This is a genomic window from Nocardioides terrigena, assembly GCF_003047265.1.
Classification (GTDB): Bacteria; Actinomycetota; Actinomycetes; order Propionibacteriales; family Nocardioidaceae; genus Nocardioides; species Nocardioides terrigena.
In genome coordinates this window covers 270377-286014 of record NZ_PZYY01000006.1, presented here as the reverse complement: position 1 = coordinate 286014, position 15638 = coordinate 270377, and the positions used below count along the sequence as shown (strand labels likewise).

At 68.4% G+C, this 15638-nt stretch carries 15 protein-coding genes; 3 read left to right on the top strand and 12 right to left on the bottom strand.

What is annotated here, in order from left to right:
• Positions 1-9: 9 nt before the first annotated feature.
• Genes fabG through DAE25_RS15070 form a run of 5 tightly spaced genes read right to left on the bottom strand, consistent with a single transcriptional unit; the run spans position 10 to position 5117 of the window.
• Positions 10-750, bottom strand: coding sequence for a 3-oxoacyl-ACP reductase FabG (fabG, locus tag DAE25_RS15090; RefSeq protein ID WP_199907612.1), 741 nt, complete (start codon positions 748-750; stop codon positions 10-12).
• Positions 750-1964: a CoA transferase gene (locus DAE25_RS15085; RefSeq protein ID WP_107766972.1), complete on the bottom strand. Its 1215-nt coding sequence runs from the start codon at positions 1962-1964 to the stop codon at positions 750-752. The genes fabG and DAE25_RS15085 overlap by 1 nt, the downstream gene beginning before the upstream one ends.
• A complete protein-coding gene (locus DAE25_RS15080) occupies positions 1961-2719 on the bottom strand; it encodes an enoyl-CoA hydratase/isomerase family protein (protein WP_159083751.1) in 759 nt (252 codons plus the stop codon). Before DAE25_RS15080 ends, DAE25_RS15085 begins: the two co-directional genes overlap by 4 nt.
• On the bottom strand, positions 2712-3860 hold the full coding sequence (locus DAE25_RS15075) for an acyl-CoA dehydrogenase family protein (protein ID WP_107766971.1): 1149 nt from the start codon (positions 3858-3860) through the stop codon (positions 2712-2714). The genes DAE25_RS15080 and DAE25_RS15075 overlap by 8 nt, the downstream gene beginning before the upstream one ends.
• A 24-nt stretch (positions 3861-3884) precedes the next feature.
• On the bottom strand, positions 3885-5117 hold the full coding sequence (locus DAE25_RS15070) for a CaiB/BaiF CoA transferase family protein (RefSeq protein ID WP_107766970.1): 1233 nt from the start codon (positions 5115-5117) through the stop codon (positions 3885-3887).
• A gap of 92 nt (positions 5118-5209) precedes the next feature.
• Here DAE25_RS15070 and DAE25_RS15065 point away from each other — a divergent pair, with 92 nt between their 5' ends.
• Positions 5210-6118 carry a LysR family transcriptional regulator gene (locus DAE25_RS15065; RefSeq protein WP_107767089.1) on the top strand — a complete coding sequence of 303 codons (909 nt, stop codon included), beginning with the start codon at positions 5210-5212 and terminating at the stop codon, positions 6116-6118.
• 171 nt (positions 6119-6289) lie between these two features.
• Here the strand turns inward: DAE25_RS15065 and DAE25_RS15060 are convergent, their stop codons facing one another.
• The gene (locus DAE25_RS15060; protein ID WP_199907611.1) at positions 6290-6574 is read right to left on the bottom strand and encodes a Dabb family protein; all 285 of its coding nucleotides are present in this window, start codon (positions 6572-6574) and stop codon (positions 6290-6292) included.
• Positions 6575-7118: 544 nt separating this feature from the next.
• Between DAE25_RS15060 and DAE25_RS15055 the strand changes: the two genes are divergently transcribed.
• Both DAE25_RS15055 and DAE25_RS15050 read left to right on the top strand, forming a co-directional pair.
• Complete coding sequence (locus tag DAE25_RS15055) at positions 7119-7643, top strand: cupin domain-containing protein (protein ID WP_107766968.1); 525 nt, start codon at positions 7119-7121, stop codon at positions 7641-7643.
• 301 nt (positions 7644-7944) lie between these two features.
• Positions 7945-9762: a sigma-54-dependent Fis family transcriptional regulator gene (locus DAE25_RS15050; protein ID WP_159083750.1), complete on the top strand. Its 1818-nt coding sequence runs from the start codon at positions 7945-7947 to the stop codon at positions 9760-9762.
• Between the two features lie 165 nt (positions 9763-9927).
• On the opposite strand, the gene DAE25_RS15045 is transcribed toward DAE25_RS15050, so the two are convergent.
• The 6 genes from DAE25_RS15045 to DAE25_RS15025 form a co-directional block, all read right to left on the bottom strand.
• The gene (locus tag DAE25_RS15045; protein ID WP_107766966.1) at positions 9928-10953 is read right to left on the bottom strand and encodes an acyl-CoA dehydrogenase family protein; all 1026 of its coding nucleotides are present in this window, start codon (positions 10951-10953) and stop codon (positions 9928-9930) included.
• Positions 10950-12041: an acyl-CoA dehydrogenase family protein gene (locus DAE25_RS15040; RefSeq protein ID WP_234411066.1), complete on the bottom strand. Its 1092-nt coding sequence runs from the start codon at positions 12039-12041 to the stop codon at positions 10950-10952. Before DAE25_RS15040 ends, DAE25_RS15045 begins: the two co-directional genes overlap by 4 nt.
• A 41-nt stretch (positions 12042-12082) precedes the next feature.
• Complete coding sequence (locus DAE25_RS15035) at positions 12083-12859, bottom strand: enoyl-CoA hydratase-related protein (RefSeq protein ID WP_107766964.1); 777 nt, start codon at positions 12857-12859, stop codon at positions 12083-12085.
• Entirely contained in the window at positions 12856-12981 is a 126-nt protein-coding gene (locus DAE25_RS24155; RefSeq protein ID WP_267895265.1) for a hypothetical protein, read from the bottom strand. Before DAE25_RS24155 ends, DAE25_RS15035 begins: the two co-directional genes overlap by 4 nt.
• A 73-nt stretch (positions 12982-13054) precedes the next feature.
• Positions 13055-14470 (bottom strand): aldehyde dehydrogenase family protein, encoded by a 1416-nt coding sequence (locus DAE25_RS15030; protein ID WP_107766963.1) that lies wholly within the window; start codon positions 14468-14470, stop codon positions 13055-13057.
• A 29-nt stretch (positions 14471-14499) separates the two neighbouring features.
• Positions 14500-15606 carry a zinc-binding dehydrogenase gene (locus tag DAE25_RS15025; RefSeq protein WP_107766962.1) on the bottom strand — a complete coding sequence of 369 codons (1107 nt, stop codon included), beginning with the start codon at positions 15604-15606 and terminating at the stop codon, positions 14500-14502.
• Positions 15607-15638 lie beyond the last annotated feature (32 nt).

Sequence of the window (15638 nt, the reverse complement as noted above, 5' to 3'; positions counted from 1 at the left end):
GGCGTGGAGTCACATGAACCGGCCGCCGGTGACTTCGAGCACCGTGCCGGTCATGTATGACGACAGCGGCGAGGCGAGGAAGAGGGCGACTCCGGCGACCTCGTCGGGCTCGCCGGGGCGTTGCATCGGGATTTCGGCCATCTTCTGGTCCCATGCCTTCTGCGGCATCGCCTCGGTCATCGCCGAGCGGATCAGGCCGGGCTGGATCGCGTTCACCCGTACGCCGTGGTGGGCCATCTCCTTGGCGGCGGCCTTGGTGAGGCCGACGATGCCGGCCTTGGCTGCGGAGTAGTTCGTCTGGCCGACCATGCCGACCTTGCCGGAGAGCGAGGAGATGTTCACGATCGCCCCGGACTTCTGCTCCCGCATGATCGCCGAAGCCAGCCGGGTGCCGTTCCAGCAGCCCTTGAGGTGTACCGCGATGACCTGGTCGAAGTCGTCCTCGGTCATCGTCCGCATGGTGGCGTCGCGGGTGATGCCCGCGTTGTTGACCACCACGTCCAGGGAGCCGAACCGCTCCACCGAGGTGTCCAGCAGCCGCTGCACCGCCGAGGCGTCGACCACGTCGCACTCCACACCGACCGCGACATCCTCACCGCCCAGCGAGGCGGCGGCCTCCTTCGCCTTCGCGCCGTCCAGGTCGCCGAGCACCACGCGGGTGCCCTCGGCGACGAACGCCCTGGCCATGGCCAGGCCGAGGCCCTGGCCGCCGCCGGTGATCACGGCGGTCTTGTTCTCGAGCAGGATCATCAGGCACTCCTGGTGTCAGGGCGGGTGGTTGCGCCGGTGTCGATGACACCGGCGTGGGCGAGTCGGGTGATCTCCTCGGCGGTGAGGCCGAGGTCGGCGAGGACCCAGTGGGTGTGCTCCCCGGGCGCGGGGGCTCGTTCGACGGGGCCATGGCTGCCGTCGACGGCCAGCGGGCCGGCCGGGGCCAGGTGCGGGCCGACGCCGGGCTGGTCGAGCTCGGTGAAGAGCGGTCGGTCGGCGAGGTCGGCGGCGACCTGATCGAAGGTCCGATACACGGCGAGGAGGATCCGGGTGCCCTCGAGGGCCGCGCCGACGTCGGGCAACGTCCTGGCGGCGAACCAGGGCTCCAGCAGGGCGCTGATCAGGGCGCGGTGCTGGTAGCGGACGCACTCGAGCGAGAAGTCGGCGTCCAAGGTGTTCTGCAGCGCCGCGATGGTATCGGTGAGCCCGGTGACCTCGAGCAGGCTGCGCCAGTGGCGGTCGGTGAGGATGACCAGCATGATCCGTCGGCCGTCGGCGAGCTGGAAGTCGCGGCCGTAGGTGCCGTACACGTGATTGCCGTCGGGGCCGCGGTCGATGCCGCGGGTCTGGGCCTCGGTGAGGAGCCCGAGCGTGCCGGCGGTGGAGAGTGCGACGTCCTCCAGCGCCAGGGTGATGGTGGCACCCTCGCCGGTCTGCTGGCGGCGGTGGACGGCTGCCAGCAGCCCGGTGGCCAGGTAGAGGCCGGCGGCGATGTCCCAGGCGGGGAGGACCTGGTTGACCGGTGTCCCGCCGCTCCCGGGGCCGGTGACCAGGGGGAACCCGGTCTCCGCCTGGACGGTGTAGTCGACAGCGGGGCCACCGTCGGGAGTGCCGATGAGCCGGACATGGATGAGGTCCGGTCGGCGCTCGCGGAGCGCCTCGGCGGCCAGGGGTCCGCGGTGAGCGCCGTTGGTGACCACGATGCCGGCGTCGACGGCGAGGTCGGCGGCGAGCGCGGCACCGTTGGGAGTGCGGAGGTCGACCGCGATCGCCTGCTTGCCCTTGTTCAGGCCCGCCCAGTACATCGAGGTGCCGGTCTCCGAGAGCGGCAGCCGGGTCCGGTCGGGCGCACCACCGGGCGGTTCGAGGCGGACCACGTCGGCGCCGAGCTGGTGGAGCACCAGCCCGCACAGCGGGGTGGCGACGTAGCTGGAGAGCTCCAGGATCCGCAAATTGCTCAGCGGCGCGATCATCGAGTTCCCCCCACACAGGCGGGGCGGGGGGCCAGGAAGGCGGCCGGTGCGGCGTCCAACTCCAGAACCTTGAGCAGCTCGGTCTGGGCGGCGTTGTCGGCGGTGGCAGCGGCGTCGAGCTCGGTCCGCGGGTCGGCGATCAGTCGGCGGGTGATGGCGAGGTCTTGGGCCATCCCGGTGACCCGTTCCCTGGCTCCCCCCTGGTCCGCGAGGTGGTCGGCCAGGCGCCGGTCGTGGCCCTGGTGGGCGTCGAAGGTTTCGGGGGTGACCAGGAGCCGGCGGGTGCGTGCCCAACCGTTCCGGCGGGTGATCGACCACGTGAAGCCGATGTCGGCGGTGAGGCCCAGCTTGACGAACACCGCGGCGAACCACGCGGACCGGACGGTGAGCACCAGGTCGCGCGACGAGGCCAGGCCGACGCCGAGGCGGGAGGCGCCGCCCTCGACGGCGGCGATGATCACCGGTCGGCCGCGGACCATCGCCGTCACCAGGGCGGTGAGGCTCGTGTACCGGTTCGCGAGGCTGGCCGGGGCGACGCGTATCCCGGCGATAGTGCCGCCGGCGCAGAGTTCCGCACCGGCGCCGGTGCGCGGCGTCACCGGAACCGTCGGGTCGGCGGCGCCGCCCTGACGGCGCGCCCACAGGTGGTGCTGGTCGGCCGCGTTGAGGGCGTTGCGGAGGCCTGGCCGGTCCAAGTCGGGCTCTGCGACCGCGCCGTGGTTGACGACGCGGAGACCGTCGTACGGGTCAACCACGTGCGGCCCGCACCATCTGCTTAGCAATGATCAGCCGTTGGATCTCGCTGGTGCCCTCGTAGAGGCGGAACAGGCGGGCGTCGCGGTAGAACCGCTCGACGGCGACTTCCCGCATGTAGCCCATGCCGCCGTGGATCTGGACGGCCCGGTCGGCGACTCGGTCGACCATCTCGGTGCAGAAGAGCTTGGCGGCCGAGGGTGCCTGCCAGCGGTCGTCGCCGGCGTCGTACGCTCTGGCGGCTTCGGTGACCATCGCCTTGGCGGCGTAGTGCTCGGTCCAAGAGTCGGCGAGCATCGCTTGGACGAGCTGGAAGTCGGCGATCAGGGTGCCGCCCTGGCGGGTGCTGACCGCGTACGTGACGGACTCCTTGATCAACCGCTCGGCAAGGCCGGTGCACAGGGCGGCGATGTGCAGGCGGCCCTTGGCCAGCGACCGCATCGCCGCGGAGAACCCGGCCCCCTCCTTGCCGCCGATGAGGCAGTCGAGCGGGATGCGCACCTCGTCGAAGGCGACCTCGGCGGTATGCGCGCCGCGCTGGCCCATCTTGTCGTCGGAGGGACCGACGGTGACGCCGGCCAGGGTGGCGTCGATGGCGAAGACGCTGATCCCCTTGGTGGCCTCAGAGACGTCGCCGGTGCGGGCGAAGACCATGAACACGTCGGCCTCGGGGGCGTTGGTGATGAACCGCTTCTGGCCGGTGATCAGGTAGGAGTCGCCGTCCCGCACGGCCCGGGTGCGCAGGCCGCTGGGGTCGGAGCCGGCCTCTGGTTCGGTGAGCGCGAAGGAGGCGATCCTTTCGCCGGCGGCGAGGTCGGGGAGGTACCGCTTCTTCTGCTCATCGGTGGCGAAGTTGACCAGCACCTGGCCCGCGATCCCGTTGTTGGTGCCGAACATGGACCGGAACGCGGGGGTGGTGCCGCCGATGACCTGCGCCAGCTGCACCTCCTCGCTCATGGTCAGGCCCAAGCCGCCGTACTCCTCAGGCAAGGCGTAGCCGAAGAGCCCCATCCGGGCAGCCCCGGTGCGGATCCGGTCAGGGATCTCGTCGGACTCCTCGATCTCCGTCTCGGCGGGGATGACCTCCTTGGCGACGAAGGTCTCGACGGCCTCCAGTACTGCGGCGAACTCCTCGGGCTCCATTGGTTCCTCTTCCTCGGGGTTGTCTCAGCCGACGACCAGGTCGTGCCGGAGCCGGGCGATCTCCTCCGCATCGATGCCCAGGCGGGTCAGGACCGTGTCGGTGTGCTGACCGAGGGCGGGTACGTCGCCCATGGCCAACTCGGTGTCGCTGAAGGTCATCGGCGGCAGCACCGCCTGGATCCGGCCAGCCTCGGTGCCGATCTCGCGCCAGCGGTCGCGGGCGGAGAGCTGTGGGTGGGCGACCAGGCCGGCCATGTCGTTGAGCTGGGCGGCCGGAACGCCAGCGTCGGCCAGCCTCTGCTCGAGCTCGGCCGTCCCCCAGCCGCGGGTGCGCTGAGCGACTGCCCCGTCGATCTCCTGGCGGTGCCTGACCCGGAGCTGGTTCGTGGCGAACCGGGGGTCCTCGGCGAGCTCGTCGTCGCCGAGCACCTTGCGGCAGAGCAGGTCCCAGCCGCGGTCGTTCTGCACGCCGATGAGGACCTGACCGTCGCGGGTCGGGTAGGCATCATACGGCGCGATGGCGGCGTGGCTCAGCCCCATCCGAGGGAGTTGGTGGCCGGCGTACATCTGGACGTACATCGGGTGGCCGAGCCATTCGACGGTAGCGTCGAACAGCGAGACATCGACGACCGCTCCGGCCCCGGTGCGCTCGCGGCGGAACAGGCCAGCGAGAACGCTGGTCAGCGCGTAGAGCGCGGCGGCGATGTCGGCTGTGGGGATCCCGGTCTTGGTGGGCGTCTCGGGGGTGCCGGTGATCGAGATCAACCCGGTCTCGGCCTGGACCAGCATGTCGTAGGCCTTCCGCTGGGCCTTGGGGCCTGCGGTGCCGTAGCCGGACAGGTTGACCACCACCAGCCGCGGATGGGCGGCACGCAGGAGCTCCGCGCCGAGGCCGAGCCGCTCGGCGGCGCCCGGAGCGAGATTCTGGACGAAGACGTCGGCGGTGCCGATCAGTCCAGTGACCAGCTCCCGACCGCGGGCCGTCTTGAGGTCGAGGGCGACCGACCGCTTGCCGCGATTGAGCCAGACAAAGTGCGAGGCAATGCCGTTCACGTAGGAGTCATAAGCCCGCGCGAAGTCACCTTCCCCCACGCGCTCGACCTTGATCACCTCGGCACCGAGATCGGCGAGGTGGCGGGTTGCCAAAGGGGCGGCGACGGCCTGCTCGATCGCGACGACGCGGACCCCGGCGAGGGGCAGCCCGGCGAGGGGCAGCCCGGCCTGCTCGCCCGGCGACTGCGGGACTTCGAAGCTCATACCCCTGATGGTCGCAACCTTGTTCTATACTCAGCAACGTCTAAGTCGGTATGGCATTGATGCTGGCCTGCAATCAATTCCAGTGAGGCATGATGGATCTGCACCACATCACCGCGTTCCTCGCGGTCGCCGAGGAGCTGCACTTCGGGCGCGCAGCCGCCCGGCTCCACATGGCCCAGCCCCCGCTGAGCCGGACCATTCAGCAGCTGGAGCGACGGCTCGGCACCACGCTCTTCGACAGGACCACGCGGACGGTGCGGCTCACTCCCCAAGGCCAGGCGCTGGTGGAGCCGGCGCGGCGGATCGTGGAGTCGTTCGCCTACGCCCAGCGAGCGGTGGCCTACGCCGGGCGCGGCGAGATCGGCCGGGTGGCGATCGGCTTTGCCGGCCCCTCCTCCCACTCACTGATCAGCGCGCTGGCGCAGACGGTGCGGCGGGTGCAGCCGGGCATCGAGCTGGCGCTGAGCTCGACGCTCTACGGCGGCGAGGCGCTCAGCAGGTTGTCCCAGGGCGACCTCGACCTGGCCATCGTTCGCTACGACTCAACATCCCCGGCGATGCAATCGCGGGTGGTGCGCGTCAACCATTACGTGATCGTGGTGTCGGAGTCCCACCCATTGGCCGAGCGCGAGTCGGTACGGATGGACGAACTGGCCGACGAACACTGGATCCTGCTCGAGGCGTCGCGGGGGTCGTCACTGCGGGAGACCACGCTGCAGAAAGCGAGCGATGCCGGCTTCGCGCCCAACATCGCCCAGCAGGCTCCCGACACGTGGACGATCATGGCGCTGGTCGCGGCCGGGGTGGGCATCACCCTTACCATCGACACCGCCTTCACCAACGTCACCACCACCGGGCTGTCGGTGATCCCGCTGGACCATGGCCAGGAGGTCGCGGTGAGCCGGCTGGTCTGGCGCGCCGACGACGACTCCCCCGCGCTCCGCCGGGTACTCGAGCTCTCCGAGACTGCGCTGCCGACCCCGGAAGGGTACGCCGAGTAGACACTCGTTCCGCCGCGAACGTTGCCCGTCCGGATCGATCGTCACCGTCGCGACACAGGCCTTGCGGGTGAACAAGATACGATTCAATCGAGGACCATGCCCGCCCAGCCGCGGACGAACACCTGTCGGCGGGATCAGGCTACACCCGGTCAGCCTTCCCCGATCGTGATGTCAGTCCTCCGCGAGGAACTGTGTGCTGTGGAACGACTGCGCCAACGGGATGAGATGGTCGCGCGCGAGGGCCTGGTGAGCTGGGTGCTCAAGGTAGGCGTAGAACGCCTCAGCGTCGGGGAACTCTGAGACCAGCGCGTAGTCGGCGTTCGTCGGCCTTTCGCCGAGATCTCGGCCGTGGCGGGACCGCCGAATGAGCTCGATCTGACCTGGCAGGGCCGCCAGCGCCGCGTCGAACGCCGCCACTTGTTCTGTTGTCGCGGCGTCCTTGAACTTGACGGTCACACAGTGAATCAACATCGGCTACTCCTTGGGGTGGGCGCCCGGGGGGGTGCGGTCTCGAAGACGGTGTCGACACCCGAGACGACAAGTTCCCCGCAAAGCAGGGGCTCCAGCAAGCACACAACGCGTGGGTCAGTCTCGACCATCGAGCTCCATCCTGTCAGCGATCCATCCCAGAACCCACGGCGAACACACCCGAGGACCGCACACGGGAGCCTGGTCCTCACCTCGACGACATGCCGGGCAACGACCACGGCAACCACGTACAGGCCACTGCTGGTCGACGGCCCCGGACTAGCTTGATCGCCGGCAGAAGGGCGAGGCCATCTGCAGGGGGCGATCCGGTCACTGAAGCGCCGCAAGCGACGCGGAGCTGATCGCTCGCTGGCGCTTGGGGCGTCCACGAGTACTGCGCGGTAGATGGCGTCACAGATATGCCTCCCAAGTGCCTCGAAGTGATACAGGGAACAGTTCGGAAGGTTCCCTACGCTCGGAGCCCAGGGCGTGGCCAACAGGCGCCCCGCCGCGATACTGAGGAGCCAGGGGTATGACCGCAGTTGACATCACCCGCGTCGTCACCGACGTGAACGTTGACGGGAAGGCCGTGTTCAGCTCGGTCGGAGCGCCGCGCAGCGCCGAGGCTGGCGGGATGAACATCTACAACGTGTGGGGTACCCCCGACGACGGTTCGGTGACCGTCGGCCGCGGCGGAACCGTCGAGCCTGTGCTGTTCCCGTTCTTCCCGGACGGGAACGGCACCCGTTTCTGCGTAGTTCACTTCCCGCCGGCGTCGGAGGCCGACCACGGCGAGGAAGGAGCCGACCCGGAAGCTACCCAGCCGGGCCTGATCGGTGCGTTCGAGGCCGATAACCCCGGCATGCACATCACCGACTCGATTGACTACGGCGTCTGCCTGTCGGGTGAGATCTACCTCGAGCTAGACGACGGTGCGGAGCAGCGGATCACGCCTGGAACCGTGGTCGTGCAGAGGGGAACCCGGCACGCATGGCGCAATCGAGGTACGGAGGTATGCACCATGGTGTACGTCCTGTGCGGCGCGAAGCGGGCGTGAGCCGCCAGACCAAGTACCTGGCGCTCACCGTGCATTAGTTTGCGGGCCTCAGTCTCAGAAGCCGCGGCGCAACTTCCCAGGCTGATTCACCACATTCACTCCCTCGAACGGGCCCAATCCCAGCGCGAACGCGCTTGCGGATCTCACCGGGGCTCGAGCGGGACCCTGGTGTGCGTGCCCTGATGAGTTGGCCCTTGCGCTCTCGCCAAGAGTCGCCAAGTGTCTCACAATGAGACGCACTGGAATCCCCTCGACGGCGCACAGTGGAGGCGTCAAGAGACGCTCGTCACATAATGGAGGCATGGCCTTGTCGATGGGGATACTCGCCGCGGATGACCCGGGCGCAGATGTGCGGCCGATTATCGCGCGGTCGTGGTTGAGGTCCACCGCATGCGGTGTGGTTCAAGCCTCAGAGCTGCGGCTTCCCTACGACGAGGACATCGATGACGACAGCCGGCTCATCAGGACGGCTCAGCCGGTGCTGGAGCGTCTCATGGCCACGATGTCCGACACGCGGTACAGCCTGCTGCTCGCCGATCCGGAGGGGCGGCTCATCCACCGCTGGGTGGGAACGAAGTCGCTGTACGGGCCGCTGGACAATGCGAGCATCGCTCCGGGATTCGGGTTCGCCGAGGAGCATGCGGGCACCAACGGGGTCGGGACCGCGCTGGAAGAAGCGAGGGTTGTCACGGTCAACGGCACCGAGCATTTCACCGAAGGCCTGCATCCCTTCGCCTGCGTCGGTGTGCCGATCCGCAATCCCATCCGGGGAAACATTGAGGGGGTCTTGGACTTCAGTTGCTTGTCCAAGGAGTTCAATGTGCTGATGACGCCGCTGCTGGTGGAGGTCGGCAAGCACATCGAGACCAGATTCGGCCAGCAGGCCTCGGCATCCGAGGCGGCCTTGCTGGAGTGCTTCGTACGGACGTCTCGCCATCATCGCGGACCTGTGGTCGGTATGCGGCCGAACGTTTTCCTCTCCAACACGGTCGCTGCGGAGCAGATCAGCGCTACCGACAAGGCGGTCCTGTGGGACGTGGCCAGCACGTACGCACGGCGTGGCCGTCGCGACGGTGTCGTCGAGCTGTCCACTGGGCGGTATTCGTTCCAGATCGCCGTGGACGCCGATGGCACGGAGCCGGGCGGCGGAGTGGTGCTCAGCCTTCGTCCGGAGACCGTGGTCCAACCGCCCAGACCTCTTTCGGGGTCTCCTCGGCCGGCCGTTCTGCGTCCGGCCAGTCGCCCTTCTGCCCTACACGGGAAGCCATATCGCGCCGGACGGGGGACGTTGGCCAAGGCCTCGCAACCCAAGTCGGGGCGCAGTCCGCAGTGGAAGAAGTTGCTCGACCGAATGGAGGCTCTGGCCCGGGTCTCCGAACCCGTCGCGTTCACCGGCGACGACGGATCAGGCAAGCTCTGGGCGGCAAAACGGCTCGCGGCCATGCGTGGCGGCGGTGTGCGGATTTTTGATGCCGAGCTCGAGCGAGGAGCGTGGCAAGGCACGCTGATCGACCGTTGCCGAGGCGCCCTCGCCGCAGGTGAGTCGGTCATCATCCGCCGGATCGACAGACTTACCGTTCCAGTCCGGACGGAGCTGGGTGACCTGGTCCGTCATTCCGAGGAGCGAATGAGGTTGACGGTCACCTGTACCGAGGATCCCCGGGACACGGTGGTTCGCGCGCTTGCCGGGTTCGCCCATCAACTCTGGATTCCCCCGTTGGCGCAGCGCCTGGACGACGTCGTCGACATCGTCCCGCAACTCTTGGCGGAACTGGAACCCGACCGGGTGATGACTTGTGCGCTGCCTGCGCAACAGGTGCTGATGCGCTACTCCTGGCCAGGCAACGTGACCGAGCTGCGCGATGTGCTGGCCGCGGCGCTGGTCGAGGCAAAGGGCGATCAGATCGAGGTCGCGGACTTGCCAGCGTGGCTGATGAAGCGCGCACACCGTCGGCAGCTGACCCCCTTCGAGCAATCTGAGCGGGATCTCATCATCGATGCGCTGGCCAGTGTCGGAAACAACCGGGCGGAGGCGGCCCGGGTGCTCGGCATCGGCCGCGCCACGCTGTATCGCAAGCTCCGGGCACTCGGTATCCCGCACGGCCCGGAGTTGACTTGACGGTCTACATCTAGAGCCGTTCGCGGCCACGTTCGGTGCCGACCGGAGCCGTGGCTACATCACCCGGCCAACAGCCGTTGGCCGCCCCGACAGGACAGTGACTGGCGTGGCTCGGCCGGGCTGCACTCCTTGAGCCAGCCGCGATGTCGCGACTGGCAACGGGCGTTACCCGGCGATGAGAGGCCAGAGCCCTCGCGGGCCCGCGGCCGCGGCCGCTGCGGCGAGCCGTCGATCCCAGTAGCCGACGGACCCGAACTCGCCGCGCCAGGCGAGCGCGGCGCGGGTGAATCGGTGGAGGTCGTGCTCGAGCGCGGTACCAATGGCGCCGTGGACCTGGTGGGCATTGCGGACCACCGTGGTCGTGGCGTGACCAGTGCATGATCTGGCGACCGCGACTCGGAAACCGAGATCATCGGTGGACCACCCGTTCTGCACCGCGGCCACGAGCGCCGCCTCGGTCGCGGCGCGTGCCAGTGCGCTTTCGGCCGCCATGTCGGCGATCAGATTCTGCACCGCCTGGAACCGTGCCAACGAACGGCCGAACTGGGTGCGGGTGGTTGCGTGCTCGCAGGAGAGCATCATCGCGCGGTCCAGCGCGGCGGACACCTGGATGGCGCGAGCAAGAGCACCCTTCAAGCGATACTGCTTCACCAGGGTGTCGTCGATCGGCGTGCCCCTCAATGACCCGGTGTCGACCGTTACGCGATCACGCGGCTCGCCCACCAGGTTGGTGCCGGGGATGATCTCGTCGAATGCGGATACGTCGACATCGGCGACCAGCCAGGAGTCGGCGGAGCGCCACAGGGTCACGATGCTCGCGGCGGTGCTCGCCCACGGAACCGCGCGCGCGACACCTGAGGAGTCGAGCTCTGCGACGGTGCGCAGCCGGTCGTCGACCGGGAGCGAGGCCGCCTCGAGCAGTGCACCGGCGAGCAGGTCGTGCTCGGCGAGCGGGATCCGGACTCCGGCTCCTGCCGCCGCGGACAGCAGCTGGGCCGCCTCGAGCCAGCCAGCCGCACTGCCACCGGATTCGGCCGAACCGGTGAGCCGGGAGAGTCCGAGCTCACTCAGGCTCTGCCAGAATGCCGGGTTTGGTGTGCCGGCGGAGTTCTCGCCGGTTGCCGCATGCTCCGCGAAAACAGCGTGCATCATGGTCGACAGGTCGCTGTCGACGCCGGGAATGGTCGTCATCGCAGTCCCAATCCCCGCGCGATCACACCGCGCAGAACCTCGTTGGTTCCCCCACGGAGGGTGAAGCCGGGGCGCTGGTCCAGTCCGGCGTTCACCAACTCCCGCCATCCGGCCTCATAGGCAGTCTCGTCGCCGCTCAGCAGAGAGGCGGCTTCGGCGATGTCGCCCTCCGTGCTGGTGCCGAGCACCTTGACCACGGCAGCCGCGACGTCCGCCGGCTCGCGACGCTCGAGCGCCCCGGCCACCGCCGCCGACATCTGATGGAGCCCGGCGATGCGTCCGACCAGCCGTCCAAGGTCGGGAACGTCGTCCATCGCAGTGAGCTGCGTCAGCAGCGGGAACGTCGACAGGAACCGCTCGGGGCCGCTGCGCTCGAAGGCCAACTCGGATGTCACCTGCTCCCAGCCCTGGCCGATGGTTCCGAAGACCTGGGTGTCCGGGACGAGGACATCGGTGAGAAAGACCTCGTTGAAGTGGTGGGACCCGCTCATCGAGATGATCGGCCGGACCTGCACGCCGGGTGAGTCCAGGTGGATCAGGAACTGGCTGAGGCCGGCATGGCGATTCGCCGGATCGACGGGCGAGGTGCGTACCAGGGCGATGAAGGCGTGGGCGCGGTGTGCACCGGAGGTCCAGACCTTCGACCCGTTGATCAGCCAGCCGGCGTCCGTCTTCGTCGCGGTGGAGCGGACACTCGCCAGATCCGAGCCGGCGTCGGGCTCACTCATGCCGATGCCGAAGAAGATCTCGCCACGCGTGATGCCGGGCAGGTACCTCTGCTTCTGCTGCGTGGTGCCGTACTTGAGCAGTGAGGGCACGATCTGGCGGTCAGCGATCCAGTGCGCCGCCACCGGAGCACCTCCGGCGAGCAGCTCCTCGGTGACCACGAAGCGCTCGACGAACGAGCGGTCGTGGCCGCCATACTCTGACGGCACGGTCATGCCGATCCAACCCTGAGCGGCGAGTGCCCGTGTGAAGTCCTCATCCCACGCGGAGAGCCAGCAGTCGATGCTCGGCCGGTAGTTGCCGGCCGAGCGTTGCTCGGCCAGGAACCGCCGGACCTCGCGACGCAGGTCCGCGGTGCCCACGGCATCTCCGGTGGTGGCAGGGACGAGCCGAGTCAATCCGCTCACTTGCTACGCCACCTGTCCAGTCGTTGCTCGTGCTCGGGGTCCAGGTGCGCGAGTGGTTGCATCGCAGCGGCCATGCCGAGCACCGATTCCAGTGCGCCTGTGCGGGACTCCTGGAGCAGCCGCTTGGCCATGCGCAGCGACTCGCTCGGGTTCGCGGCGATGCGCTCGGCAATGCCGGTTGCGGCGGGGAGCAACTCATCGTGAGGGGTCAGGGTGCTGACCAGGTTCCATTCCTTCGCGGTGGCGGCGTCGATCCGTTCGCCGGTGAGGGTCATCAGCGCAGCGCGCTCGTAGCCGATGGCGCGCGGCAGGAACCAGGTGCCGCCGTCGCCGGGGATCAGCCCGATCGTGACGAAGCTCTCGGCGAAGAGGGCACGGTCGGAGGCGATCCGGATGTCGCACATCATCGCCAGGTCGCAGCCGGCGCCGATGGCGGGGCCGTTGACTGCGGCGATGATGGCGACCTCGAGCCGTTCGAGCGCCCGGGGGATGCGCTGGATCGAGTTGACGTAGGCCCGTCGCTGATGGCGTGGGTCGAGTCCAAACATGCCCTGCCGGTCGGCCATCTCCTTGACGTTGCCGCCGGAGGAGAAGATTTTGCCCGCGCCGGTGAGGACGATGGCACGGGCGTTCAGGTCCCGATTGGCTTCATCGACGGCCCGCTCGAATGCTTCGATGAAGTCCGTACCGGTGATGGCATTGCCGATGTCTTGGTTGTCGATGGTCCACGTCTGTACGTGCCCGGAGGTGGTGATGTTCAGGGTGGGTTTCATGTTCGGCTGCCCTCTTGAAGTGTCCGGATCGGCTGGAACGAGCCCGCGGCCCGATGTTGTTGGAAAAAGCCGGGTCCCGGTTCGGGATCGAACTTCTCGGTCATGTTGCGGACCTCGGCCATGGCGGGATCGAATGCCCGGGCACGTTGTCACTCATGGTGGTCTTGGTCCTTTTCGGTGTCCGTTGTGCGGTGATCAGGAAGGGAGTTGCAGCGACTTGATCTGCAGGTACTCCTCATAGCCATAGGAGCCGAGCTCGCGGCCGAAACCGGAGTTCTTGTAGCCCCCGAACGGCGCTCGCGGGTTGTACGCGCCGCCGTTGATGTCCATCTGCCCGGTGCGGACACGCCGCGCCACCGCGATCGCCCGGTCCTGGTCACCGGACCAGACCGCGCCCGAGAGCCCGTAGGGAGTGCAGTTCGCGATCCGAACGGCGTCGTCGTCGTCCTCGAACGGAAGGACCACCAGGACGGGTCCGAACACCTCCTCCTGCGCGATCTCGCTCCTCGGGTCGACGTCGGCGAGGATGGTGGGGGCCAGGAAGTAGCCGACCGGCAGCACCTGCTCCGAGCCTCCGGTGACCACGCGGGCGCCTGCGGTCGTCGCGCGGTCGATGAAGCCCCGGACGGTCTCGAACTGGGAGGCGGAGGCCGACGGTCCGATGCGCGTCGAGGGGTCGGTGGGGTTGCCCACGGTGAGCCTGGCGGCGGCTGTGGCGGCGAGGTCGAGGGCCTCGTCGTAGCGGCTTTGAGGCACGAGCATCCGGGTCCAGGCCATGCAGGTCTGTCCACCGTTGAGGAAGGCGTTGCTGACCCCGACCTTCACCGCGGTCGCCAGGTCGGCGTCGTCCAGGATGATGTTGGCCGACTTGCCGCCGAGCTCGAGGGCGACCTTGCTGACGGCTGTGCCGGCGAGTTCGGCCACGCGAGCACCGGCACTGGTGGAGCCGGTGAAGGAGACGAAGTCGACCTCCGGATGCGAGGCGATCGCCTCACCGACCACACGGCCTGGCCCCGACACCAGATTGACAACGCCGGGTGGGAGATCGGCCTCGGCGAGCGCGTCGAAGAAGGCGAACACCGACAACGGTGCCTCGTTGCTGGGCTTGAGCACGATGGTGCAGCCGGCCGCGATCGCGGGGACGAGTTTGGCCACCACCTGGTACAACGGATAGTTCCACGGGGTGATCGCGCCCACCACGCCGTAGGGTTCGCGCAGGATCAGCGAGTTGCCGATCCGTTCTTCTGCGACCGGCTGGTCGAGGACGTCGAGGATGCCGCGGGCCACAGACAGCGGCACCTTCGTCTGAACACCATCGGCGATCCGGGTCGGGGCACCCATCTCCTCGGTGATCAGGGCGGCGATCGTGGGCAGGGCACGCGTGGTGGCCTCGATGATGCTCGAGACACGGCGCCGGCGTTCGGTCAGGTCGACATCGGGATCGAAAGCCCGGCGAGCGGCGGCCGCGGCGGCGTCAACATCGGCGGGGGTGCCATTGGGGACGTGGCCGATCACTTGTTCGGTGGCCGGATTCACCACCTCGATCACACCACTTGCCGCGGTGGGAGCGACCCAGTGGCCGTCGATGTAGAGCTGGTTGCGTTCGTGCATAATCTGTTCGCCTCTGTCTTTGGATGGGTTCACATCACGATGCTGGCGCGGATGTCGCGCTTGCTCTCCGCGGCGGCGAAGGCGTCGTTGATCTGGTCGAGGGGGTAGGTGGCCGCCCCGAGCCGGGAGAGCGGGATCTTGTGCTGCCATTCCTCGAGGAAGGCCAGGGCGCGTGAGAGCACGTCGGGCTCGTAGAGCGACACCCCGATCATCGTTTTGTTGCCGAAGACGAAACGCGATGGGTCGAAGTCGAACGTTCGACCTAGGTTGATGTTGCCGATCTCCACGTAGCGGCCGTGCATCGCGAGCAGCTTCAGCCCCTCGTCGATGGCGGCAGGGATGCCGACCACTTCGACGACGACGTCCGCGCCCCGACCGGAGGTCCAGCTCCTCACGCGCTTGGCCCGGTCCTTGGCCTCGGTGACGTCGGTGAGATCGATGACGTGGTCGGCGCCGAAGGCGGTGGCGAGTTCCAGTCGCTCGGCGACACCGTCGATCGCGATCACGGTGCGCGCCCCGCGCGCCTTGGCGACCGCGACCGCGTAGAGACCGAGTGCTCCGGCGCCCTGCACCACCACGGTCTCGCCGAAGGTCTGGTTCGCGCGTTCCAGACCGTACATGACCTGGGACAACGCGCAGTTTGCGCCAGACGCCAGCTCGTCAGGGACTGAGTCGGGGACCTGGTAGAGGGTTGCGCCGGCTGGCAGCAGGAAGTAGTCGCCGTAGCCGCCGACGAAGTGGGGGGGCTGTTCGGCGTTGCCCAGCATGGCCATCGAGAGGTGTTCGCAGGCGGTGCGCTGGCCGCGTAGGCAGTAGTGGCACCGGTGGCAGGAGAAGAAGTAGGGGAAGACCACCCTCGTCCCCTCCTGCAGCGGGCGGCCGTCGGAGTCCGCGGAGACCCCGTCCCCGAGCGCGGCGATCTTGCCGACCATCTCGTGGCCGAGCACGGTGGGCAGCTGACCGCCGAGTCCCTTGGTGTTGAACGCGCCGTGCCAGGCGTGCAGGTCAGAGCCGCATATGTTGGTGCGGATCACTTTGATGAGGATCTCGCCCGGGCGCACCTCGTCGAGGGTGGCGTCGGTGAGGGTGAAGGGCTGGTTGGGTGCGTCGAACCGGGCGATGCGGCCGGTAAACATGGGGGTCCTCTCGGATGGTCGGGAGCCTTGGT

Coding starts and splice junctions, on each gene's coding strand:
- DAE25_RS15065 (WP_107767089.1), top strand. CDS start 5,210: ATGGATCTGCACCACATCACCGCGTTCCTCGCGGTCGCCGAGGAGCTG.
- fabG (WP_199907612.1), bottom strand. CDS start 750: ATGATCCTGCTCGAGAACAAGACCGCCGTGATCACCGGCGGCGGCCAG.
- DAE25_RS15025 (WP_107766962.1), bottom strand. CDS start 15,606: ATGTTTACCGGCCGCATCGCCCGGTTCGACGCACCCAACCAGCCCTTC.
- DAE25_RS15035 (WP_107766964.1), bottom strand. CDS start 12,859: ATGAAACCCACCCTGAACATCACCACCTCCGGGCACGTACAGACGTGG.
- DAE25_RS15050 (WP_159083750.1), top strand. CDS start 7,945: ATGGCCTTGTCGATGGGGATACTCGCCGCGGATGACCCGGGCGCAGAT.
- DAE25_RS24155 (WP_267895265.1), bottom strand. CDS start 12,981: ATGGCCGAGGTCCGCAACATGACCGAGAAGTTCGATCCCGAACCGGGA.
- DAE25_RS15070 (WP_107766970.1), bottom strand. CDS start 5,117: ATGAGCTTCGAAGTCCCGCAGTCGCCGGGCGAGCAGGCCGGGCTGCCC.
- DAE25_RS15030 (WP_107766963.1), bottom strand. CDS start 14,470: ATGCACGAACGCAACCAGCTCTACATCGACGGCCACTGGGTCGCTCCC.
- DAE25_RS15085 (WP_107766972.1), bottom strand. CDS start 1,964: ATGATCGCGCCGCTGAGCAATTTGCGGATCCTGGAGCTCTCCAGCTAC.
- DAE25_RS15045 (WP_107766966.1), bottom strand. CDS start 10,953: ATGACGACCATTCCCGGCGTCGACAGCGACCTGTCGACCATGATGCAC.
- DAE25_RS15075 (WP_107766971.1), bottom strand. CDS start 3,860: ATGGAGCCCGAGGAGTTCGCCGCAGTACTGGAGGCCGTCGAGACCTTC.
- DAE25_RS15055 (WP_107766968.1), top strand. CDS start 7,119: ATGACCGCAGTTGACATCACCCGCGTCGTCACCGACGTGAACGTTGAC.